We start from the raw sequence: 20,082 nt of genomic DNA on the forward strand, positions 1-20,082 counted from the left end.
AATGGACGATGAGCCATTAGCTCTTCTAAACATGGAAAAAAAGTTAAATGGATTTGATTCAATAGAGGTCGTTAAAGCTTTTACAACTGTAAAAGAATTGCTTGCAGAGGGGCCAAATTTAGATTTTCAGGTAGCATTTTTAGATGTTGAAATGCCTGGCATGAACGGTTTAGAGGTTGCACAGTTATTAAAAGAATGGAACAAAAATATCTATATCGTATTTGTCACTGCGTATCGAGATTACGCTGTTCAAGCATTTGAAATTTACTCCCTCGACTATTTATTAAAGCCCATTTCTAAAGCTCGTCTAGAAACAACTATTAATAGAATTCAAGAACTCTTCCACCCAGAAAGAGAATCGCTTCCTATTCTAAACAAATCTTCCATTACAATTCAGTGTTTTGGAGGATTTGTGGTCTCATGTGGTGACAAAGCTGTCCATTGGAGAACGGTTAAAACAAAAGAATTATTTGCCTTTCTTTTTTCCAATCTTAATAATCATATACCTCGTGATACACTCATCGATGCTTTATGGGGTGAGACCGATTATAAAAAGGCAAGAGTTCATTTACATACAACGGTTTCGTATTTACGCACAACACTTTCAACATTAGGCTATTCAGAGGTAATTCAATATGCGAATGGCTGCTATATTTTACAACTTGGGAATTTCCAATGTGATGCTCACGACTTAGAGCAGATTTTAAATAATAAAATGGAAACTAGAAAGCTTGATGTCGAGAAAGCTGAGGCATTAATACAAAGTTATCAAGGTGAATATATGGCAACATTAGATTATCCTTGGATTACTAGTAAAGCAAATTTCATGAATAACCAATTTACTCTTTTACTTCATGATTTAGTAGAGCATTATACAGCAATACATGATGTAAAAAAACGGGAGCACATCTTACTCTTAGCGTTAGAACATAATCCTTATTCAGATAAAACTATCCAGAAGTTAATACAACACTATATCGATGAGGATAATCGAGCAAGTGCAGTAAAGGTTTACAATAAATTTAAAGGTACTTTGTTATCTGATCTTGGCATTTTACCAAATCAAGAAACAACTGAGCTATTTAATGCTATATCAAAGGAATTAAAAATACAGTGAAGTTTCATCTTAACAACATTTTTCATAATCACCGGAATCGCTTATCGTAATCTAGAGATAAGTAAATATATCTAAGACAAAAAAGTATGCCAGCACTGCTGGCATACTTTTTATTGGGTTAGCCCTATTATCAAGATTATTTATTTGATTATTTTTTCTGAACATTCATTAATGACACAGGTACAGTTCCTACCTGATTGCTTTGCTTTATATAGTGCCTGATCTGCAATTGTTATTAATTGATTAGAGGTCTTAATATTTGCAGCAAAAGCTGTGACTCCAGCAGACAAAGTAACTGGCCTTCCACAAGCAGTATCTAACAAAGCCTGCTTTATACGTAAATTCTCTGCTAATTCTATAGCTACATCTATTGTAGTGGATGGTAATATAACCATAAACTCTTCCCCACCATATCGAAAGCACATTCCTCGCTTATCAATATTTACTTGCATATGATTTGCAAAGGCTTTTAAAACCTCATCACCTATAGTATGTCCATATGTATCATTTATACTTTTAAAGTCATCTAAATCTATTAAGACTATCGAATGTGGTACTCTATTTAAGATTAACTCATTTAAAATTTGATCCATCCCTCTACGGTTTGGAATTCCTGTTAAAGAGTCTAAATTCAGTTGATTAGTTAAATCAGATATTTTACTTTCTGAACAAGTGATCATATTTTGTATTACATTTTTTAAAGAATGTGCTTCATCATACCAATCATTAATGTCTTCAAGCTCTCTTACCGCTTCTCCCTCCTCAAAATCAGTAGAAATTTTTTTTAATGGTTGCACAATTTTTAAAGCTATCCATACAGCAAATGCCATTACTGTTATAAACAATATTAGTAGAGGAACTGTTATACTCTTTATAAACGCACTAAATGGAATTGACATTTCATCTAGTAATTTATCTGCCACTTGCTCCATATAAGGTTCTATTGCCTTATCCATATCTGGTTCCTGAAATTTCTCCTGTACATAGATTTTCGTAATTGCTGAAATTTCCTTCACATAATTCTCCCGTACAGCTATTTTATTGTGCATAAGAATGTCGTTAAAATTCTGATAGCTGCTCCAAATACTAACACTGGTTGTCGCGAGTACAACAATTATCGTCATACTAACAATAACAAACGATAATTTTAACTTAAATTTACCCACAATAGATCATTTCTCCCATTGAGATGATTTTTTCGTTAAATCTTATCTATGTTTCAACTCACAAATTATATATAATTATTCAATTATCATACGTTACATCTCTTAAAAAAAACTTAACAAATTCAAAAAGAACTAAATATTATATTTGTTTCTTTTAATTTAGTCTTAAAGTATTCTTTTAAAATATACCCATTTCTATTTTCCCAATTTCATGGCATGGTTAATGTGGGCCTTTTAAGTACTAGGGGGCAATTTAGGGGGCTTAATGTCTTTATTAGTTACTTATTTATTTGTAAAAGCTATTTCAAACGGTTGCATAGTCTTTAATATAAAAAAAATTCGCATTCCTCTAAGGATGCGAATTTTTTGGTGAAACCCTCTACCATAGTACAGGCTTTGCTACCATTAGCCATAACATTATTAATAATAACAAAATGTAAATCCATGCCTTCCGATATAACAAGGAAGCAAATCTTTGCTGCTCATAGGCAGGTGTATTAAATGTCTGTAAAGTGGGTTTGAACGCTCTTGCCAAAAATACAATGGATGCAAACATTACAAGAAATGTGAGAACAATCCACGAAGTACTCCAATGATAACCTACGTACCACATTAATAAAATACCGGAAGCAACAAGAACGTGTCCTGAGTGCTTTACAAGCGTTATTGCTCCCTTAAAAGCCTCAATATAAGGTAGCATCTCAACATGTGATGCTGTCCGCATTTTCTTAATAATAGATAAAACAACGAACAAAGGCCCAATCGAAAGAATAGCACTTAAAATATGTATATAAAGAAGAAGTGTAAAGATCGAAATCACGGTGCTTACTCCCCTTTTCATCAGTCTCCCTCATTATAGCATTCTAGAATGCATGCTTTATCGTCAATTGTGAATCCTTTGTAAACGCAACTTGAATCATTGTTAATTTGTTTGAAATCTACACAAAAAGGGTAAGGATTATAGTAACATGCACTTATAAAACAATAAGGAGTGATTTTTATAGGAATTCATCAATTTTTTACAAGTCTTAATGACCTAGAACGCATTATTCGTTGCCCAGGCCGCTTCAAATTTGAAGAGCATAATGTAGCAGCCCATTCTTGGAAGGTATCACAGTACGCCATGTTCTTTGCTACACTTGAGGAGATGAATGGAGCTACGGTAGATTGGAAATCGTTATATGAGAAAACCATCAATCACGACTTTGCAGAAGTATTCATCGGTGATATTAAGACCCCAGTAAAACATGCCAGTCCCGAGCTTAAACAAATGCTTGCACATGTGGAAGAAAAAATGATGGAGAAATTTATTATTGATGAGATCCCACAAGAGTTTCAAGCTGTGTTCTTTAAGCGCATGAAAGAAGGTAAGGATAGCACTATAGAAGGTCGCCTACTTGAGTTTGCTGATAAGCTTGACCAATTTTATGAAGCCTTTGCTGAATTAAAGCGCGGAAACACAGATAAAGAATTTGTGCATATGTATCAATCAGCCCTTTCTAAGATTTTAGTTATTCCTCTTGAAACTTCGGTTCATTATTTCCGTACTGAGATTCTAAAGGATGCTGTGAAGGAAAAAACACATATTGATATTCAAGCATTGACAGATGAAGTATTAACATCAAATTAATAGGTGCATGTACAAGTTTTCCGATTGAATTAAATCACGGAAGGCTTTTTTTATTTTCTCCAAAAAGTCGTATAATGAGAGGAGATCGATTGGGGGGAAAGCATGTGCCACAGGAATGTTCAATTGTAGAGGATTTATTGCCTTTGTATAAAAAACAAGCGCTCCAAACAACTACCATAGAGTTTGTCGAACAACATTTAGCTGATTGTGAGCATTGCCGTCAAAAGCTCGCCACTTCAAAGCAATCACTGGGACACCATTTACCAATGAAAAGAACATTAACATTTTTCCATCTTATTTTTATTGTGTTATCTTTTATGTTTGCCATTAACTCATCCTTAGTTGGCAATCAAAAAAGCTTTGTTGTATCATATGCAATTTTTGGCTGTCTTACTTATTTCTTTTACAAAAACATTTGGATCGTTTTTGCCATTAGCTCTGTACCTGTTTTTGTATGGGCCATCATTAATAATATTAATAATCCTCTCTATGTCACCGACTACACCTTTACGGATATAGGAACACTGTTGATCGGTGCTTGTTACATAGCCCTTTTACATACTATTTTCGCACTACTTGGCGCTGCTTTTGCTATTATTTTGCGCAGATTTACAAAAGTATTTAGATAAACAAAGGAGTTGTCTCAAAAAATATCAGAGACAACTTCCCTTATTACCTATTATCCCAATTCCAAAGCTCGACGTTCCCAAGCGCCTCATTAGAAATCCCTTCTACATTTTTTAACTTTAATAATTCCTTAGTTGGTCCTGTCACAACAGCACCATAAGCTTGAAAGCCGTTAGTTTTCAAATAATCATAGCGTTCTTGCAAATGAGATACACCAAGAAATTCCTCGATGTAGCTTTTCTTTTCATTGTCCAACAGCTTTTCCATATTTTCTAACATAAAGTGCTGGCTTTTTTTAACATCCATCGATAAATTTTGCGCTGTCCAAATGGATAAAAAATCATCACTAACTTTCATGCCCCCCGATAAACCGAAACTATCATAAATTGTTATCGAACCACTGCCTTCACTATACGATAATGGATCAAAATATTTAATCTCACCTGTATATAAAGGCATCCAAACGATTTCTACATCGTACGGAGCAAGCATTTTCACTAACTTTATAGGCTCCATAAACGTTGAAGTGGAAAATGCCATTTCTGCAACAGTTCCTTCGGGTAATTTATCTAATGTTGTCCAGACATTATTGTTAATTCGAGAAGAGGTTGCTTTCCCTGTTTGAGGGTTTTCGGGTAAATTAAAACTAAATTTTTCAGATGGATCTGTCGTTGTTAAAATAGATGAAGATGAATTTAATATTTTTTTATCCATATTCATTTCTCCTACAATTACGCTCTCTTTACCTACTTGCTTCACAAGAGGATAGCTAAATTTTTGTGTCAAAAATGGTGTTATTTCAGCAGATAAACCTGGGACATATTGTCCTTTAATATTTGGTTGCTGCCATTCTAAAACGATTAATGAATTATAAATATGTTTAAGATCTGGGCGCGTTTTTTCAAAAACTATAGACACGCTTATAATATAAAGACCATAAATAATACAGCATATTAGCAATATACGTAATACACGAAATGTTAACGTAAAACGGTATTTCCGTAAAATCTTTTTTTCCATCTCCTGCGACCATTCAGTCATCTTGAAGCCCTCCATTCTTCTTAGCTATTTCTGCTAATCGTTTACGTGCCCGATGTAAAAGTACTTTTACCTGTCCCTCTGATAGATCAAGTGCCTCTTGTAATTCATGATAAGTAAATTGTTCGTATTCGCGTAAATATAGTATCATTCGATAATTCTCAGGCAAAAAATTGAATAATGACTGGATATCTTCTGTCACTTCCTGCATTAGAATATCCGCCTCTGGCAGCCCATAAGGACTGAGCAATTCATCTTTCCAAAATAAATGTGCAAAAGGGATTGTCCTTCGCCTCTTTTGCTTACGCCATTCGTCTAAATATGTGTTCCTCGCTACTTTAAATAACCATGCTCTCACATCCTCTTCTTTGTAAAATGACAGCGATATCGTAGCTCGTACAAATGTTTCTTGTACTAAATCTTCCGCTATATGTACTGACCCAGACATCTTCAGCAGAAAATAATATAATGATTTCGCGTATTTCTCATAAAGTTGCTCAAGCTCATTTTTCCGCTGCCTGTCCATGCAATCCCCCTCGCTTTGTTATTTCACAAGTAAAACGTATGTCTTTTCTAAATGTTACAGTAATTACTAATTTTTTATAAAAAAGAAAAAAGAGTCGATTTTGATTAGCATCCCAATATCCTTTGGGAGCTTTCATCTCTCGACTCTTTTGATCGTTGTTAGGCTTTTTTTACGAACTCTGACTTTAATTTCATTGCACCAAAGCCATCGATCTTACAATCAATATTATGGTCTCCTTCAACCAGACGGATACTTTTTACCTTTGTACCAATTTTTAATGTTGAAGAACTTCCCTTAACCTTTAAATCCTTAATAATTGTTACTGAATCTCCATCAGCAAGTAGTTTGCCGTTTGCATCCTTCACAATTAGTGTATCCGATTCCTCCTCCGTTACAGTAGTGCTCCATTCATGTGCACATTCTGGGCACACAAAGTTCGCTCCATCCTCATACGTATATTCGGAATTACATTTTGGACAATTTGGATATGCTGCCACTTCCGCTTCCTCCTTTTACTTATTTGCTAGGTAAACCTTATATATGCTCCTATCTTTACATACTCCCTCCTATTAAGCAAAGGTTGTTCGTATTTTTTGTTCGTATTTGTGAATAAAATATGAATCTGATTCATGTACTTTGGGCTATTTTCATTCTGAATTTGTATGAATTGGAACACCCGCCCATTGACTTTTTTGCACGTACCATCTTACTTGCATCTTTGTTTATCATGCCTTATTATATCCTTAAAGGCTGCATTGTTCGTATAATATTAAGTTTTAACCTTTAAGCTGTAAAAGGGAGTTTTATTATTGGAGTTGGAATGACGGGCCTCACACCAAGGTGCATGAGGATAAGCAGGAAAGCTTCTGCGAACACCCACTTTGAGGAGTGGTGGTTTAAAACTTTCTATAATAACTACGGCATACGCGGCTTTTTAATTTGATCTTACAGCCACAAGGCTTTTGAGCGAATCACCCTTCATTATTGGAGGGTGATTTTTTTATGTGATTTTCTATGTCCTAAAAAAACTGCACTCCAATAGATGTGTCTAACAATTGGAGTGCAGTTCAAATTATTTAGCAATAACTACTACTTTTCTTAATTAAATTACAAAACCAACAATTGTAGCCGTTAAGATACTAACGAGTGTTGCTCCATACAATAACTTTAAGCCAAAACGAGCAACTATATTCCCTTGCCTTTCATTCAAACCTTTTACTGCCCCAGCAATAATACCGATAGATGCAAAGTTAGCAAAGGATACAAGAAAGACAGAAATAATACCCAGTGTATGTTCACTCATAGACTTAGCTGCTTCTCCAAGGCTTACCATTGCAACAAATTCATTCGTTACTAATTTGGTTGCCATAATTCCTCCGGCAGTAATAGCATCTGCCCACGGTACACCCATTAAGAAAGCTATTGGTGCAAAGATATAACCTAAAATATCTTGGAAGGATATACCGAAAATCATATCAAATAGTGAATTGATTAAATCCATTAATGCTACGAAACCGATAAGCATAGCTCCAACAATAATGGCTACTTTAAATCCATCCATGATATATTCTCCAAGCATTTGGAAGAAAGATTGCTTATGTTCATCTTCAATCGTTAAGATATCTTCACTTTCATCTACTGTATATGGATTAATGATTGAAACAATAATAAATCCACCAAACAAGTTCAACACTATCGCCGTTACAACATATTTTGGTTCAATCATCGTCATATATGCTCCAACAACTGACATAGAAACGGTGGACATTGCTGATGCACATAATGTATACATTCGCTGTGGACTAATCTTATCTAATTGTTTTTTTACAGTAATGAATACTTCAGACTGACCTACCATTGCGGAAGCAACAGCATTATATGATTCCAATTTCCCCATACCACTTACTTTACTTAAAAGTAAACCTATCCATTTCATGATGAGAGGGAGAATTTTAAAATGCTGTAAGATCCCTATCAAGACAGATATAAAAATAATCGGCAATAACACATTTAGGAAGAACGAATACTCTCCTTCATTAGCTAAACCACCAAAAACAAAGGATATGCCAGTACTTGCGTAAGACAATAAATGATCAAATACTTTTGTTATTCCTTTGATTAGAACATAACCAAACTTTGTATTAAGCAGTAGTGCAGCCAATAGAAATTGGATGATTAACATGATAATTATGTTTTTATATTTTATTTCTTTCTTGTTTTTACTCATTAAAAGAGCTAAACCAAAAACAAGTAACAATCCACAAAAGGATATTAAGTACCTCATAAGTTCCTCCATACATAAATAATTTGAGCGTTAGATATCTGAAAATACAAAGCCATTCTTTCACTTAGTATGTTCCAATATCGAAACTCGAATAACAGCCATAGATCTTCGTAAAAAGAGTCAGACGTCAGACAAATAATTTTACTATAACAGTTTTTCTACTAGTATTTCAATAGTTAGTATAAAAACTAATGCAAAAATACATATGAGTTTAAAACCTTTTGCCGCTTTTTCATTTTTATGCTAGATATGACAACATGTTTTACTTCAAAAACCAAAAAGACGATGACAAATTATTTCTGTCATCGTCTCTTCTTCTATTTCTCTGTTAATTGTAATATGCGATATAATAACGCAGCAAATTGGGCACGTGTTAATGGGGCATTCGGTTTAATATAATCATAATTCCCTAGTACGAAGCCTTTTGTGGCTAACGCATTTACATATGGAGGTTTAATAAGTTTATGTAATTGTTTAAACCTTCTATCAACAATGGAGATAAGAACCTTAACAAGAAAATCCTCGATTAGCTATATTTCGAGAACAATACAGCTACTATGATATCGCTTTTCCAATATAAAATCGTATTGCTGCTCGAAACGCTTGGTTAATGCCCTAGTGCTATATTTTGATTTATCTTATTTAATTTCTAAAAAGTATTATTCTCTATCAGCTTGAATTGAGGAAGAAAAAAGAATTGATAACCTTCCTTCATCTTGTATAATTCACCTCCATTTTGCGCATATATGGTAGTACAAGGGAGGTCATTACATTGAAAAAGTTATTTTATCTGTTTTTACTAGCCACACTATTATTATCAGCTTGTGGGAAAAATAATGCTCCAAAGGAAGTAGCTGTCGATAATAACACTTCCATTGAAGATATAGTGGGAGTTTTCATCAAGAATAAATTCACTGTTGAAGAAACGAAGGGAATCGTAACAATCTCCATTCAAGATACAGATGTAAAAAAAGGTTCAAAAAGTCAAATGTTGAAAGACTCCACGAAAATATTTGCAGAGCTTTCGAAACTAGAAAAAGTCAAAACACCAGCTATTATCTGGAATGCTCCTTTAACAGAACCTAAAGGGAATGACAATATGACTGAGGTATTAGGTATTTATTTTAGTGAGGAAGATTTTAGAAAGGTTAATTGGGCAAACTATGCACAGCTCGATATTGAGTCGATTGCTACTCATTATCAGGAAAGTGATGCTTTAGGACATTAGAAAGCTCCAGCAAAAGATACCCCTTCGTGTATAAGGAAGGAGTATCTTTTTTATAATTTATTCATTTAACATACATACTAATTGCTTCAGACAATAGGGATCGTTTTATCTTGTAATGCGTTGCTTGCCAGATACCTTTTCCGTCTTTTAATATGAATAGCTGCGGTGACTCATGCCTTACTTTAAGTTCTTTTTCAATGGCGTTTGAAACATGTCTTTCCTTCTGAACAATTACTAGATACTTTGGCAAATTCGTTTCCAATGCTTTAAATTCTTTCATTGCAGAAATACTACTAAAGCATGTCAAACTGTATTTTAACACTAGACAGGGTTCGTGCTTCGATTGCTGTAAGATATCTCTCCATTCTTCAGTCGTTTTAATTCGTTGCATACTCTGAACCTCCAACTAATAATCCTTCACTCCTATTATACCATATAGGGTATTTAAATCATTTTAATAAGAAAACACGAGCCTTACAATAGATGTAACAGCTCGTATCTCTTATCACATTATTTAAATACCTTCCGTGTTCATCAATACTAGACACCAGCCATCTGGATCTTCAATTGTGACACCTTTTTCAGCCCAATATGTATTTTCTGGTTCCACTTCTGGATAGCCCATTTGCAATAGGCGATTGGCAATATGCTGAATGGTTTCATGTTTTGGAATATACAGTACAAGAAGATTGTCCCTTGTCGGTGCCGGGCAAGGACTTCCCTCAATATGCTCTGTAAATTCTAAATGATAGTTAGCATTTGGGAGACCAATCATGATACCGGTATAGCCTCTATGTCCTGTAAAAGAGCCGATTTTTTCTAACCCTACGCCTTCGCAATAAAATCTTTCAATTTCCTTTATTTTATCTGTTGGTCTTGCAACGCGTACCTGTGCCACCTGCAATTCTTCTGACCATTGTTGTTTCATAGTTATTCTCTCCTTTTCGATCATTGTACAATTGAAAAATAGAGCTTGAGAACAGACATTAGTCTGAAAAATCACAATCAAACTTGACGCTCGTCTGAAATACCCGCGATGTTGGTTGAAATACCCGCGAATCGGAGAGAAATACCCGCGCAATCCATGTAAATACCCGCGAAGCGACAATACTACTTTAGAAAATCACATATTATATCTGCAACTGCTAACGGTTTTTCTTTCTCTAAATAATAGTCCTCTGCTGGCCAATACCGTCTTTCATATTTACTTAATCGTGCCTCAGAATCTCCTATATAGACATCCCGTTGCAATACTCTTTCTTCTCTAACTTGCCGGGGTATATCTATAAATAAACGATAGTCATAAAAGTTTCTCCATTCATGCCTCAATAGGAATACTCCCTCAATAATAAGAATACTATTAGAATCTAATATTATTTTCCTATTGCTAACCATATCTGCTGATTGATTATAGAATGGAAGCACAAGTTGTAAATTATTATTATGTAAGGGTAACAGTATATTCTTTTTAATAAACTCAATATCCCATTGTAAATAATAGTATTCATACCATTCATCGAAGCCAGTGTCATAGCGTTTACTTCTTTCAACGATAAGATAATCTATATGAATTAATTCTATAGCACAAATAGATTGTAGCTCCTCCGCCAATTCGTTAGCTATAGTGGACTTGCCTGCGCCACCTAGTCCATCAATTGCTATAATGAACGGCCTATTCTTAGTAGATCTCGCTTTATATCGTTTAATAATATCACTCTTTAGTTCATGAATATCCATTGATTAAACACTCCTATTGAAAAAACCAGCTCCTCTAAAGAACTGGTTACATTCCATTTATCCCGCGTTAACGGGCAGTAATTTATCTATACCAAAAGTGATGCTAAAAACTGCCCGTAAACGCCCGTTTGGTGAAGACTAACAATCAGTGGGCACGAAGCCCCACACTGATTGAAGCTTCACTTTATCCCGCATTAACGGGCAGTAATTCATCTATACCGAAAGTGATACTAAAAACTGCCATAAACGCCCGTTTGGTGAAGGGCAACAAATATTTTCTGCGCGACAGCGACAAATGTTTTCTGTGCGAAAGCGTAGCGACAGCAACAAATGTTTTCTGTGCGAAAGCGCAGCGACAGCAACAAATGTTTTCTGTGCGAAAGCGCAGCGACAGCAACAAATGTTTTCTGTGCGAAAGCGTAGCGACAGCAACAACAGGATGTTGGTTACACAAGCGTTTTCACAGGATGTGAAGGTTTTAGCTTGTGTTCCTCTATAATCAGTGGGGATGAAGAAAACCCCACTGATTAAGTTTCACTTTATACTGCTAGGGCAACACTAAAAGAAGCAGCTGTCTTCTCTTTTACTTCATCTAAAGTGACACCCTCTGCTAATTCTATTAGCTGCATCCCCTCTTCTGTAAAATCGAAAACAGCTAAATCTGTAATTAATCTATGAACAACGCCCTTTCCTGTTAACGGTAGCTCACATTGTTTTTTAATTTTCGACTCACCATTTTTATTCACATGCTCCATCACGACGACTACTCTTTTCGCACCGACTACAAGGTCCATGGCGCCCCCCATGCCTTTGACCATTTTCCCTGGGATCATCCAGTTTGCAAGGTCACCAGTCTCAGATACTTCCATGCCACCTAGAATAGCCAGATCAATATGCCCACCTCGAATCATCGCAAACGATTCAGCACTATCAAAGAAGGAAGCTCCATGAACAGCAGTTACCGTTTCTTTACCTGCATTAATTAAATCAGGATCGACTACTTCTTCTGCTGGGTAAGGCCCGATGCCAAGAAGTCCGTTTTCAGATTGCAAAAGTACGTCATAATCAGCTGGAATAGCATTGGCAACTAGCGTTGGGATGCCAATACCTAAATTGACGTTCATGCCATTTTGTATTTCTTTTACCGCTCTATTTACGATTCTTTGTCTTGTATCAGCCATCACGCTTCCCCCTTTTTCACCGTTAAACGCTCTATTCGCTTCTCATAGTTTTCTCCTAGTAAAACCCGTTGTACGAAAACCCCAGGCGTGTGAATATGATCTGGGTCAAGTTCGCCTACTTCCACAATTTCCTCTACTTCTGCAATCGTAATTTTGCCTGACATTGCAGCAAGAGGATTAAAGTTACGTGATGTTTTTCGATAAACTAAATTACCTAGCTTGTCTGCCTTCCATGCTTTGACAAGTGCAAAATCTGCAATAATTCCTTTTTCTAAAATATATTCTTTATCATCAAAAACCTTTACTTCTTTTCCTTCAGCGATTGGCGTTCCAACCCCAGTAGCCGTGTAAAAGCCGGGAATTCCAGCCCCACCAGCTCGCATACGTTCAGCCAAAGTGCCTTGTGGTGTTAATTCTACTTCAAGTTCACCACTTAAAAATTGTTGCTCAAAAATTTTATTTTCACCTACATAGGAGGCAATCATTTTTTTAATTTGTTTATTTGCTAGTAAAAGCCCTAAGCCCCAATCATCTACACCACAGTTATTGCTTACGACTGTTAAATCCTTTGTTCCCTTTTGCTCTAGTGCTGCAATTGCTTTTTCAGGAATGCCACATAGCCCGAAGCCCCCAACAGCTAACGTATCTCCATCTTTAATATCTGCAACAGCTTCTACAAACGAATTCCACACTTTCCCGTTCCCCATATCGAAACCCCCTAAAATTGCTCGTTTATTAAGGAAAATTCTACCTCAATATCATTTTACAAGTAAAGGTATTAATTAGAATATTATTTATTCTAAAAATGCATAAATCATTTTTCATCGTCCTCTTTAGAACTAATTGTCTTTAGTAGTTGCTTTAATGCAAAAGATTGATATGTATTCTTCTTGGTAATAACCCCTAAACGCCACGGCATCTCAAATTCATGTAACGGAATAATTTTCACATTTTGATTTGTTTGCTTTGCGGCGATTGAATATGGTAAAAGTGTCACTCCCAGGTTCGAGGAGACTAGTTCAACGATTAAATCCCACTGTGAGCTTTTATAGCCGATTATAGGTGTAAATCCTACGCTTTTACATGATTTAATAACATAATCATGTAGTGTGAATTCCTCTGTAAAGATAATGAACGTTTCATTTCTTAAATCTTGTAATAAAATATGCTCTTGCTGTGCCAATGGATGTGTGTCATTTATAAAAACATAAAATTGATCTTCCACAAATGATTGGACAGAGAATTTCCTTTCATCTGTAGGTAAAACAACAATTCCCATATCAACATCACCATTTTCTACTAACGTTCCAATCATTTTAGCTCCGCGCTCTACAAGCTCTAAATGTACCTCTGGATACTGCTTATGAAACTTTCTAGCGATTTTAGGAAAAAATAATGTCCCAATTAACGGTGGAATCCCTAATTTTATAGAGCCTGTTTTTATGTTCAATAAATCATCCAATAAAATATGCAATTCATGTACTGAACGCATTATTTTTTGACCTTGTTTATAGACAATACTACCTGCATCTGTTAATTCTACATTGCGAGTGGAACGATTTAGTAATTCCACTTGAAGAGTGTCCTCCAACTTTTTAATGCTTTTGCTTAATGAAGGCTGTGAAACAAAGGTTTCGTTAGCTGCCTTAGTAAAACTCCGATGTTCGACAACAGCCATAAATGCTTGTAAATCTCGTAATTCCATATACATACCCCCTATTTATTCTAATTAGTAAAAAAATCTTATAGATTTACTTTTCTTGTATCCGAAAATTGTACATTTAAACTTCAGTTTCATACTTACAAGGGTCATCCAAATACTCAGAATTTCTTAACTAATTGAATTCATAAATCTTAAGATTTTTTTGTTATTATTTATGAATTCAAATGTGGAAAGTAGGAGGGATGAAAGTGGCGAAATTATTGAAAGGACTATATTGGTTAGTATTATTGTTCTATGCTTACCTTGTAATAGAAACAGTGTTTATTTCTCGTGATTATTCACGAAGTATCAACTTAATTCCCTTTAATTCCATTAGGGAGTTTATCATGGTCGATAACGGGATTGGTGGTTATCGGATAGTTGATATAAATATTTGGGGAAATATTTTAATGTTTGTCCCAGCAGGTATTTATATCATGCTTCATTACCGAAATATAACTTTGTTAAATAATCTCTTCAAGTTAATAGGTATTAGTATTTTTATTGAGCTTATGCAATATATTTTTTCTTTAGGAGCTACAGATATTGATGATGTAATTTTAAATGCTCTAGGTGGGTTGATAGGTATTTCAATTTACAAAGTGTTTATGAAAATATTTAAAGAAGAAATTAAAATTCAAAAAGCTATTTCGATTTTATCTTCCATCATCGGAGTTCCAATATTTATTTTGTTTTTGATTTTAGTGATTTTCACATAACATTTTAAATATTAGTCTTAAAAAAAGCCCTTTAGTGGGCTCTTTCTAATGCTAACTTTATGCCAAAGCCGATTAACACTGTACCTGTTAATCCTTCTATAACAGCCTTGGTCGTTGGTTTTTTCATAAATACGCTAATTCTATCTAATAAATAAACATAGAACACAAACCAAAGTCCTGTTAAAGCGGTATAAATGAGCCCCATTATAAGAAACGGCATAAATGTACCGCTAGTGCCATCTACAAACTGGGGTAAGAATGTTAGGAAAAAGACAGCAACCTTTGGGTTTGTCACATTCGTTAAGAAACCTTGCTTAAAGCATGATTGGTGCGAATATTTGTGATCTATTTGAGTCTCATCTTCTACAACAGGCGACTGTGTGCGTATTGATCGTAGTGTCCATAACGTTTTTACACCTAAATAGCATAAATAGACCGCTCCAATGTATTTTAAAATGGTAAATACATATGCTGATTTTACAATAATCGCGGAAAGCCCAATTACCGCCGCTAAAGTATGAATCAATAATCCACAACATGAACCAAGTAAAGTCTGTAAGCCGCCCTTTCTGCTTACTGTAAGGGTATTTTTCGTCGCAATCGCTGTATCTGGACCAGGCAAAATAATTAATAGAATACACATTAATAAAAAAACAGATATATTCACCATTTTTATGCCTCCTTTTTCGTCAGAAAATTATAAAAACAATTTTAACATATGTAAAGCAACACAAAAAGATGTAATTTATCCAAGGTATTTTCGATTGACATATAACCCTAAGGTGTTATATATTTTTAACACCTTAGGGTTATATATTTTATGCAAAGGAGTTCATTTTAAATGACTGAAAAACTTGAGAATATTGTTAAAATAATTACACTTAATGCATCAATTGAGAAAGTATGGGAAACAGTGACGAATGCTGAAAAAATTGCTTCCTGGCTTATGCCCAATGATTTTAAAGCAATTGAAGGTCACGAATTTACGATACAATCACCGTTTGGCCCATCACCATGTCGAGTAGAACAAGTGGATGCCCCTCATTTTGTTCGTTTTGCATGGGATACAGATGGATGGTTTGTCACTTTTGAACTAAAAGAAGTTGGTGAACAAACAGAATTTACGTTAACACATGGTGGCTGGAAAGAAGCATCACATATCATTCCTAAAGCTAACATGTCTGCTGAAGCTGTTCACAAAAATATGGATGGCGGTTGGACGATGATCGTCGGTCAAAAATTCAAAGAAGTTGTGGAATCACAATGACTCAGCCCGCTGTAAAGTATGATGTTTTTCAAGCAATTGCTGATCCAACAAGACGTCATGTCCTACAGCTACTTGCCGCAAGTGATAAGCCCATCTCAATGATTTCCGAGAATTTTTCTATCAGCCGAACTGCTGTCGTTAAGCATCTAAAAATTTTAGAACAGGCTGAGTTAGTTTCCGCTCAGAAAAAGGGTCGGGAAAAAATATATACATTACATGAGGAAAAACTAAAAGAAATTGAGGACTGGCTACAGTACTTTGATTTATTTTGGGATAATAAATTGGCAAAACTACAAAGTATTATTGAAGAAGATTAACATTACAAGAAGCTGTCCTCATCTGTATGGACAGCTTCTTGTTTAATAAAGGTAAAATAATCCACCATTAATAATTTCTATTTTTATCTTTGTATCATATTGTTCCTCTAATGCCTTTTTTTCAATGTCGTAGCATTCTGGTTTGTCATCTACATCCTCATAAAAATAATCTAATACGCGTTGATCCCGTTGCCATCGCTTTTTTGCTTCAGCAGCCCACGAATGATCATCTTGTGCAACGATTGCTTCAATTGCCGCATCTAATCTTTGAAGTGCTCGGTTAGGCTTAATAATGAATTGTACATGAAAGACATTATCTGCTGGAACCGTGTCTAGCTCAACTGCCTGTAAGGTCTCATAAAAATCCTCTTTAATGATCCCTGTCAATAGATTTATACCAAAAGAATAGAGCATTTCTTTCGTTCGATCGCAGCAATATGATATTTTATAATTCACCCCTAGCCAAGGCGTTAAGATTACCTGACCTCTAGCTGCATCAACCTTTTCAAACATTTGAACATAAGCTCCAAGTTCCCTTGTTGCTTGAAAAAGCTGGTTCAGCCTCGGAGAACCGAAATGAATAATCTCGCCATAAAGGTTGCCAGGGGTTGCTGTTTGATTTGTAATAAATGTAACTTGCGCAGGGTTTGGCTCACTATTAGTAGCTTCTACATATTGCCAATAGAATGGTCGATTCATTATTTTTTTATCAATCTCAACTGTTAATTGCACTGTAAGATAATGATCGTCTTCCCCTAAAATATAGCAATCATTTTCTGTGAAAAAATCTCGTAAATAGCTATGAACTTGCCGTGGATACATGGCACTTCTCCCTTACCTTATACAGATTCTTTAAAATTAGTTAGAATCGCATCTAAATCGCCTACTACTTTTTCAAAAACATCAATTTTCGTGTGAAGTAATGCCAATATGTTTTCTTCAATAGTGTTTTCAATAGCAAGATTATAAATATGAACATCATGCTCTTGCCCTAAACGATGTACACGACCAATACGTTGCTCTAGCTTCATCGGATTCCAAGGCAAATCATAGTTAATGACATGATGACAGAATTGAAGGTTTATCCCTTCCCCGCCTGCCTCTGTTGCAATTAAAACCTGTGCCTTTTCCTTAAAAAGATGCTTCATATAATCACGTTTGCTTTTATTGAATTTACCGTTAAATAGAACGCTCGTTATACCTTTAGAATGTAAATACCATTGTAAATACAGTTGAGTAGCTCTATATTCTGTAAAGATAATCACCTTATCCTTTGCCTGTTCGATAATTTCAAGCGTCTTTTCCGCCTTGGAATTCACCTCTAAAGCCATTAATTTTGCTAAGATTTCCTCAATTTCTGATGTCTCCGAATGATCTTCAAGCATTTTCGATAACGTTAAGGCTGTCGCTTCTTTGCTACTACACATTTCCTTTTGTAAGGTAATTAATGAAAAAGAGCCTGTATTTTGAAGCGTTCTAAGCAGATCATAAACTTCCTTCTCTGCCTCCGTAAATTGGATGGGCACAATTTGAACACGACGATTTGTCCATTCAATTCCTGTATCCTCTCTACGATTTCTTACCATTACCTGATTTACTAACTCTTTTAAATAATCATCATGCTCTAAATCATGCTTACTAGCTGAAAATGCAGATTGGAATGTATCAAAATTGCCAAGATGACCAGGCTTAAGTAAGGAAATAAGATAAAATAATTCAAAGACATCGTTTTGAATCGGTGTGGCTGTTAATAATAAGCAAAACTTCTTCTTTAAGCCCTGTACAAATTCATAAATTTGCGTTTTATGATTCTTTAATTTATGAGCCTCATCGATAATAATCATGTCATAATCTTGCTCATAAATCCGCTCTTTGTGGGGACTCTTCTTTGCTGTATCTATACTCATAATAAGGACGTCATAGCGTTCAATTGGGCAATTTTTTTTATAAGCTACAGCTGGAATATGGAATTTTATATTTAATTCTTCAATCCACTGATTAATAAGAGATGCTGGCGCCAATATTAATGCCCTTTTGACAAGCCCACGAATAAGATATTCCTTTAAAATCAAACCCGCTTCTATAGTTTTACCGAGACCCACCTCATCCGCTAAAATGGCTTTTCCATTCATACGTTCAATTACCGTTTCTGCTGCCTCCAACTGATGAGTAAGCGGCTCTAAATTTGGTAAATATTTTGTTGCCTGTAGACCTGTGAAATCAGTAATTAACTTCATTTTCACAATTTCATAACTCATCTTGTACAATGTCCAACTATCCCATTTTTCAAGATGATCTAGTCTATTTAGAAAACCTTCTTCCCATTCTGACGACCTATCTATTTTCATGATCATCACCTCATGCCATTATTTCTAGCTTAGGTTGTCCCAAAAAAAAAAAGCTATGACCATGAGTTATAATAAGAGTAAATAGTTAGAACCTAGTATCTTATATTTTTAAGGAAAAATAGCCCTAAGTGGGGCTTTTTATCATCTTCATTTTTTCATACAATTAAAGAAGTGTTACATTGTCGAAAAATGCCATTTTTAAGAGACAGGCGATGTAATGCCTTAATGTTGATTTGACAAAGCCTATTAACTAAGGGGGGTAACTATGAATATTATTGAAGCATTATCAGTGGCAATGCCTTACATTCATCAAGCAATGAAGGGACAAGCCATGATGGCATTGGTGGATAAAGAGAGCGAGAGCATTGTTATATATTTATCTGGAAAGCGATTAGATGCTGGTTATAAAACTGGGCAGAAAATTCATCCAGATGATGCAAATCTCCATCTCCCACTTAAAGGACAAAACACTAATTTAACTGTACCAAAAGAAGTTTATGGTGTGGAATTCAACGCATATTCTTTTCCTGTTCGTGAAAAAGGAAATATCGTAGGCGCACTGGCATTTGGATTACCTATTGATGATTCTCTTCAAATGGAAAAATATATCCTAACTATGAATGATATTATCCAGAATCTACAGGATAAAGTACATACAATTGCCTCCCATTCAGAGGAACTTGCTGCGACTAGTGAGGAAATAAATAAACAGGCCCAGTTTGCTTTGGAAGATGCTGAAAAAACAAATGGAGTTACAGATTTAATAAAAAGTATCTCTCGTCAAACAAATTTACTTGGTTTAAATGCATCGATTGAAGCAGCACGAGCTGGCCAGCATGGTGCCGGGTTTAATATAGTAGCACAAGAAGTTCGTAAGCTATCTACAGAAACAACAACTGCTACTGATAATATTGAATCCTCGCTACAAAGCATCAATCGAAATCTAGAGAATTTAAAGCAAAATATGACTCAAATAAATAGTGCCACGAATGAACAGGCACATCTCGTTCAAGACTTTAGTGAAATTATTGATGAACTTAGTACGCTTAGCATAGAAATGAAGAATTTTATGTCTAAAATGATAAAATAATTTCGGTTTATTGGTTAATGTTCTTCTATTAATTTCTCTTTATACGTAAAAATGATAAAAATCCGCTTGGCTTCCCTCAAGAATCTGGGCGGATTTTTACCTATT

General features: G+C 35.1%; 25 protein-coding genes and 1 other RNA gene. 10 read left to right on the forward strand and 16 right to left on the reverse strand.

The genetic code is table 11. The annotated features are described in order from the left end of the window. Position 1: 1 nt before the first annotated feature. Positions 2-1,117 (forward strand): response regulator, encoded by a 1,116-nt coding sequence (locus ACIQXF_RS17950; RefSeq protein ID WP_402785482.1) that lies wholly within the window; start codon positions 2-4, stop codon positions 1,115-1,117. Positions 1,118-1,257: 140 nt separating this feature from the next. Here the strand turns inward: ACIQXF_RS17950 and ACIQXF_RS17955 are convergent, their stop codons facing one another. Beyond that, complete coding sequence (locus tag ACIQXF_RS17955; RefSeq protein ID WP_402785485.1) at positions 1,258-2,283, reverse strand: GGDEF domain-containing protein; 1,026 nt, start codon at positions 2,281-2,283, stop codon at positions 1,258-1,260. A gap of 379 nt (positions 2,284-2,662) precedes the next feature. Further along, positions 2,663-3,103, reverse strand: coding sequence for a hypothetical protein (locus ACIQXF_RS17960; RefSeq protein ID WP_402785488.1), 441 nt, complete (start codon positions 3,101-3,103; stop codon positions 2,663-2,665). Between the two features lie 171 nt (positions 3,104-3,274). Between ACIQXF_RS17960 and ACIQXF_RS17965 the strand changes: the two genes are divergently transcribed. Together ACIQXF_RS17965 and ACIQXF_RS17970 are read left to right on the forward strand one after the other, a co-directional pair. Beyond that, on the forward strand, positions 3,275-3,913 hold the full coding sequence (locus ACIQXF_RS17965; RefSeq protein ID WP_402785491.1) for a YfbR-like 5'-deoxynucleotidase: 639 nt from the start codon (positions 3,275-3,277) through the stop codon (positions 3,911-3,913). Between the two features lie 104 nt (positions 3,914-4,017). Then, positions 4,018-4,542, forward strand: a complete 525-nt coding sequence (locus ACIQXF_RS17970) for a zf-HC2 domain-containing protein (RefSeq protein ID WP_402785493.1) — start codon at positions 4,018-4,020, stop codon at positions 4,540-4,542. Positions 4,543-4,585: 43 nt separating this feature from the next. Here ACIQXF_RS17970 and ACIQXF_RS17975 read toward each other — a convergent pair whose 3' ends face one another. The 3 genes from ACIQXF_RS17975 to ACIQXF_RS17985 form a co-directional block, all read right to left on the reverse strand. Continuing rightward, positions 4,586-5,581, reverse strand: coding sequence for an anti-sigma factor (locus ACIQXF_RS17975; protein ID WP_402785496.1), 996 nt, complete (start codon positions 5,579-5,581; stop codon positions 4,586-4,588). Next, a complete protein-coding gene (locus ACIQXF_RS17980) occupies positions 5,574-6,104 on the reverse strand; it encodes a sigma-70 family RNA polymerase sigma factor (protein WP_402785499.1) in 531 nt (176 codons plus the stop codon). Before ACIQXF_RS17980 ends, ACIQXF_RS17975 begins: the two co-directional genes overlap by 8 nt. Positions 6,105-6,262: 158 nt before the next feature. Next, a complete protein-coding gene (locus tag ACIQXF_RS17985) occupies positions 6,263-6,601 on the reverse strand; it encodes a zinc ribbon domain-containing protein YjdM (RefSeq protein ID WP_402785502.1) in 339 nt (112 codons plus the stop codon). Between the two features lie 247 nt (positions 6,602-6,848). On the opposite strand from ACIQXF_RS17985, the gene ssrS reads away from it, so the two are divergent. Further along, positions 6,849-7,041: non-coding RNA, 6S RNA (gene ssrS, locus ACIQXF_RS17990), on the forward strand. 165 nt (positions 7,042-7,206) lie between these two features. Here ssrS and ACIQXF_RS17995 read toward each other — a convergent pair. Both ACIQXF_RS17995 and ACIQXF_RS18000 read right to left on the reverse strand, forming a co-directional pair. Then, positions 7,207-8,388 carry a NupC/NupG family nucleoside CNT transporter gene (locus ACIQXF_RS17995; RefSeq protein ID WP_402785505.1) on the reverse strand — a complete coding sequence of 394 codons (1,182 nt, stop codon included), beginning with the start codon at positions 8,386-8,388 and terminating at the stop codon, positions 7,207-7,209. Positions 8,389-8,705: 317 nt separating this feature from the next. Next, on the reverse strand, positions 8,706-8,915 hold the full coding sequence (locus tag ACIQXF_RS18000) for an S-layer homology domain-containing protein (RefSeq protein ID WP_402785591.1): 210 nt from the start codon (positions 8,913-8,915) through the stop codon (positions 8,706-8,708). A gap of 245 nt (positions 8,916-9,160) precedes the next feature. Here ACIQXF_RS18000 and ACIQXF_RS18005 point away from each other — a divergent pair, with 245 nt between their 5' ends. Continuing rightward, positions 9,161-9,616 (forward strand): hypothetical protein, encoded by a 456-nt coding sequence (locus ACIQXF_RS18005; RefSeq protein ID WP_402785508.1) that lies wholly within the window; start codon positions 9,161-9,163, stop codon positions 9,614-9,616. Positions 9,617-9,677: 61 nt separating this feature from the next. Here the strand turns inward: ACIQXF_RS18005 and ytxJ are convergent, their stop codons facing one another. The 3 genes from ytxJ to ACIQXF_RS18020 all read right to left on the reverse strand — a co-directional run bounded on the left by ytxJ (position 9,678) and on the right by ACIQXF_RS18020 (position 11,353). Further along, complete coding sequence (gene ytxJ / locus ACIQXF_RS18010; protein WP_402785511.1) at positions 9,678-10,007, reverse strand: bacillithiol system redox-active protein YtxJ; 330 nt, start codon at positions 10,005-10,007, stop codon at positions 9,678-9,680. A 123-nt stretch (positions 10,008-10,130) separates the two neighbouring features. Continuing rightward, entirely contained in the window at positions 10,131-10,544 is a 414-nt protein-coding gene (locus ACIQXF_RS18015) for a VOC family protein (protein ID WP_402785514.1), read from the reverse strand. Between the two features lie 182 nt (positions 10,545-10,726). Further along, on the reverse strand, positions 10,727-11,353 hold the full coding sequence (locus tag ACIQXF_RS18020; RefSeq protein ID WP_402785517.1) for a kinase: 627 nt from the start codon (positions 11,351-11,353) through the stop codon (positions 10,727-10,729). A 295-nt stretch (positions 11,354-11,648) separates the two neighbouring features. Here ACIQXF_RS18020 and ACIQXF_RS18025 point away from each other — a divergent pair, with 295 nt between their 5' ends. Further along, positions 11,649-11,852, forward strand: a complete 204-nt coding sequence (locus ACIQXF_RS18025; RefSeq protein WP_402785520.1) for a hypothetical protein — start codon at positions 11,649-11,651, stop codon at positions 11,850-11,852. Between the two features lie 40 nt (positions 11,853-11,892). On the opposite strand, the gene ACIQXF_RS18030 is transcribed toward ACIQXF_RS18025, so the two are convergent. The 3 genes from ACIQXF_RS18030 to ACIQXF_RS18040 all read right to left on the reverse strand — a co-directional run bounded on the left by ACIQXF_RS18030 (position 11,893) and on the right by ACIQXF_RS18040 (position 14,239). Continuing rightward, entirely contained in the window at positions 11,893-12,534 is a 642-nt protein-coding gene (locus ACIQXF_RS18030; protein WP_402785523.1) for a 3-oxoacid CoA-transferase subunit B, read from the reverse strand. Beyond that, the gene (locus tag ACIQXF_RS18035) at positions 12,534-13,241 is read right to left on the reverse strand and encodes a CoA transferase subunit A (protein WP_402785526.1); all 708 of its coding nucleotides are present in this window, start codon (positions 13,239-13,241) and stop codon (positions 12,534-12,536) included. The genes ACIQXF_RS18030 and ACIQXF_RS18035 overlap by 1 nt, the downstream gene beginning before the upstream one ends. Before the next feature lie 107 nt (positions 13,242-13,348). Next, positions 13,349-14,239 carry a LysR family transcriptional regulator gene (locus ACIQXF_RS18040; protein ID WP_402785529.1) on the reverse strand — a complete coding sequence of 297 codons (891 nt, stop codon included), beginning with the start codon at positions 14,237-14,239 and terminating at the stop codon, positions 13,349-13,351. A gap of 206 nt (positions 14,240-14,445) precedes the next feature. On the opposite strand from ACIQXF_RS18040, the gene ACIQXF_RS18045 reads away from it, so the two are divergent. Continuing rightward, positions 14,446-14,955 carry a VanZ family protein gene (locus ACIQXF_RS18045; protein WP_402785532.1) on the forward strand — a complete coding sequence of 170 codons (510 nt, stop codon included), beginning with the start codon at positions 14,446-14,448 and terminating at the stop codon, positions 14,953-14,955. A gap of 31 nt (positions 14,956-14,986) precedes the next feature. Here the strand turns inward: ACIQXF_RS18045 and ACIQXF_RS18050 are convergent, their stop codons facing one another. Continuing rightward, complete coding sequence (locus ACIQXF_RS18050) at positions 14,987-15,625, reverse strand: LysE family translocator (RefSeq protein ID WP_402785535.1); 639 nt, start codon at positions 15,623-15,625, stop codon at positions 14,987-14,989. Between the two features lie 171 nt (positions 15,626-15,796). On the opposite strand from ACIQXF_RS18050, the gene ACIQXF_RS18055 reads away from it, so the two are divergent. Together ACIQXF_RS18055 and ACIQXF_RS18060 are read left to right on the forward strand one after the other, a co-directional pair. Beyond that, entirely contained in the window at positions 15,797-16,222 is a 426-nt protein-coding gene (locus ACIQXF_RS18055; protein ID WP_402785538.1) for an SRPBCC family protein, read from the forward strand. Further along, positions 16,219-16,539 carry an ArsR/SmtB family transcription factor gene (locus ACIQXF_RS18060; protein ID WP_402785541.1) on the forward strand — a complete coding sequence of 107 codons (321 nt, stop codon included), beginning with the start codon at positions 16,219-16,221 and terminating at the stop codon, positions 16,537-16,539. Before ACIQXF_RS18055 ends, ACIQXF_RS18060 begins: the two co-directional genes overlap by 4 nt. Before the next feature lie 42 nt (positions 16,540-16,581). Here the strand turns inward: ACIQXF_RS18060 and ACIQXF_RS18065 are convergent, their stop codons facing one another. Both ACIQXF_RS18065 and ACIQXF_RS18070 read right to left on the reverse strand, forming a co-directional pair. Beyond that, positions 16,582-17,361 carry a YqhG family protein gene (locus ACIQXF_RS18065; protein WP_402785544.1) on the reverse strand — a complete coding sequence of 260 codons (780 nt, stop codon included), beginning with the start codon at positions 17,359-17,361 and terminating at the stop codon, positions 16,582-16,584. 17 nt (positions 17,362-17,378) lie between these two features. Then, positions 17,379-18,893, reverse strand: coding sequence for a DEAD/DEAH box helicase (locus ACIQXF_RS18070; RefSeq protein WP_402785547.1), 1,515 nt, complete (start codon positions 18,891-18,893; stop codon positions 17,379-17,381). Between the two features lie 259 nt (positions 18,894-19,152). On the opposite strand from ACIQXF_RS18070, the gene ACIQXF_RS18075 reads away from it, so the two are divergent. After that, positions 19,153-19,977 (forward strand): methyl-accepting chemotaxis protein, encoded by an 825-nt coding sequence (locus tag ACIQXF_RS18075; RefSeq protein WP_402785549.1) that lies wholly within the window; start codon positions 19,153-19,155, stop codon positions 19,975-19,977. Positions 19,978-20,082: the final 105 nt, after the last annotated feature.

The organism is Lysinibacillus sp. NPDC097231, assembly GCF_044761885.1.
In the GTDB taxonomy this organism is placed as follows: Bacteria; Bacillota; Bacilli; order Bacillales_A; family Planococcaceae; genus Lysinibacillus.

What these genes read in the sequence shown, in the direction of transcription:
- ACIQXF_RS17950 (WP_402785482.1), top strand. Translation starts at nt 2, where the DNA reads ATGGACGATGAGCCATTAGCTCTTCTAAACATGGAAAAAAAGTTAAAT.
- ACIQXF_RS17975 (WP_402785496.1), bottom strand. Translation starts at nt 5,581, where the DNA reads ATGACTGAATGGTCGCAGGAGATGGAAAAAAAGATTTTACGGAAATAC.
- ACIQXF_RS17980 (WP_402785499.1), bottom strand. Translation starts at nt 6,104, where the DNA reads ATGGACAGGCAGCGGAAAAATGAGCTTGAGCAACTTTATGAGAAATAC.
- ACIQXF_RS17995 (WP_402785505.1), bottom strand. Translation starts at nt 8,388, where the DNA reads ATGAGGTACTTAATATCCTTTTGTGGATTGTTACTTGTTTTTGGTTTA.
- ytxJ (WP_402785511.1), bottom strand. Translation starts at nt 10,007, where the DNA reads ATGCAACGAATTAAAACGACTGAAGAATGGAGAGATATCTTACAGCAA.
- ACIQXF_RS18015 (WP_402785514.1), bottom strand. Translation starts at nt 10,544, where the DNA reads ATGAAACAACAATGGTCAGAAGAATTGCAGGTGGCACAGGTACGCGTT.
- ACIQXF_RS18020 (WP_402785517.1), bottom strand. Translation starts at nt 11,353, where the DNA reads ATGGATATTCATGAACTAAAGAGTGATATTATTAAACGATATAAAGCG.
- ACIQXF_RS18025 (WP_402785520.1), top strand. Translation starts at nt 11,649, where the DNA reads ATGTTTTCTGTGCGAAAGCGTAGCGACAGCAACAAATGTTTTCTGTGC.
- ACIQXF_RS18030 (WP_402785523.1), bottom strand. Translation starts at nt 12,534, where the DNA reads ATGGCTGATACAAGACAAAGAATCGTAAATAGAGCGGTAAAAGAAATA.
- ACIQXF_RS18035 (WP_402785526.1), bottom strand. Translation starts at nt 13,241, where the DNA reads ATGGGGAACGGGAAAGTGTGGAATTCGTTTGTAGAAGCTGTTGCAGAT.
- ACIQXF_RS18040 (WP_402785529.1), bottom strand. Translation starts at nt 14,239, where the DNA reads ATGGAATTACGAGATTTACAAGCATTTATGGCTGTTGTCGAACATCGG.
- ACIQXF_RS18050 (WP_402785535.1), bottom strand. Translation starts at nt 15,625, where the DNA reads ATGGTGAATATATCTGTTTTTTTATTAATGTGTATTCTATTAATTATT.
- ACIQXF_RS18055 (WP_402785538.1), top strand. Translation starts at nt 15,797, where the DNA reads ATGACTGAAAAACTTGAGAATATTGTTAAAATAATTACACTTAATGCA.
- ACIQXF_RS18060 (WP_402785541.1), top strand. Translation starts at nt 16,219, where the DNA reads ATGACTCAGCCCGCTGTAAAGTATGATGTTTTTCAAGCAATTGCTGAT.
- ACIQXF_RS18065 (WP_402785544.1), bottom strand. Translation starts at nt 17,361, where the DNA reads ATGTATCCACGGCAAGTTCATAGCTATTTACGAGATTTTTTCACAGAA.
- ACIQXF_RS18070 (WP_402785547.1), bottom strand. Translation starts at nt 18,893, where the DNA reads ATGATCATGAAAATAGATAGGTCGTCAGAATGGGAAGAAGGTTTTCTA.
- ACIQXF_RS18075 (WP_402785549.1), top strand. Translation starts at nt 19,153, where the DNA reads ATGAATATTATTGAAGCATTATCAGTGGCAATGCCTTACATTCATCAA.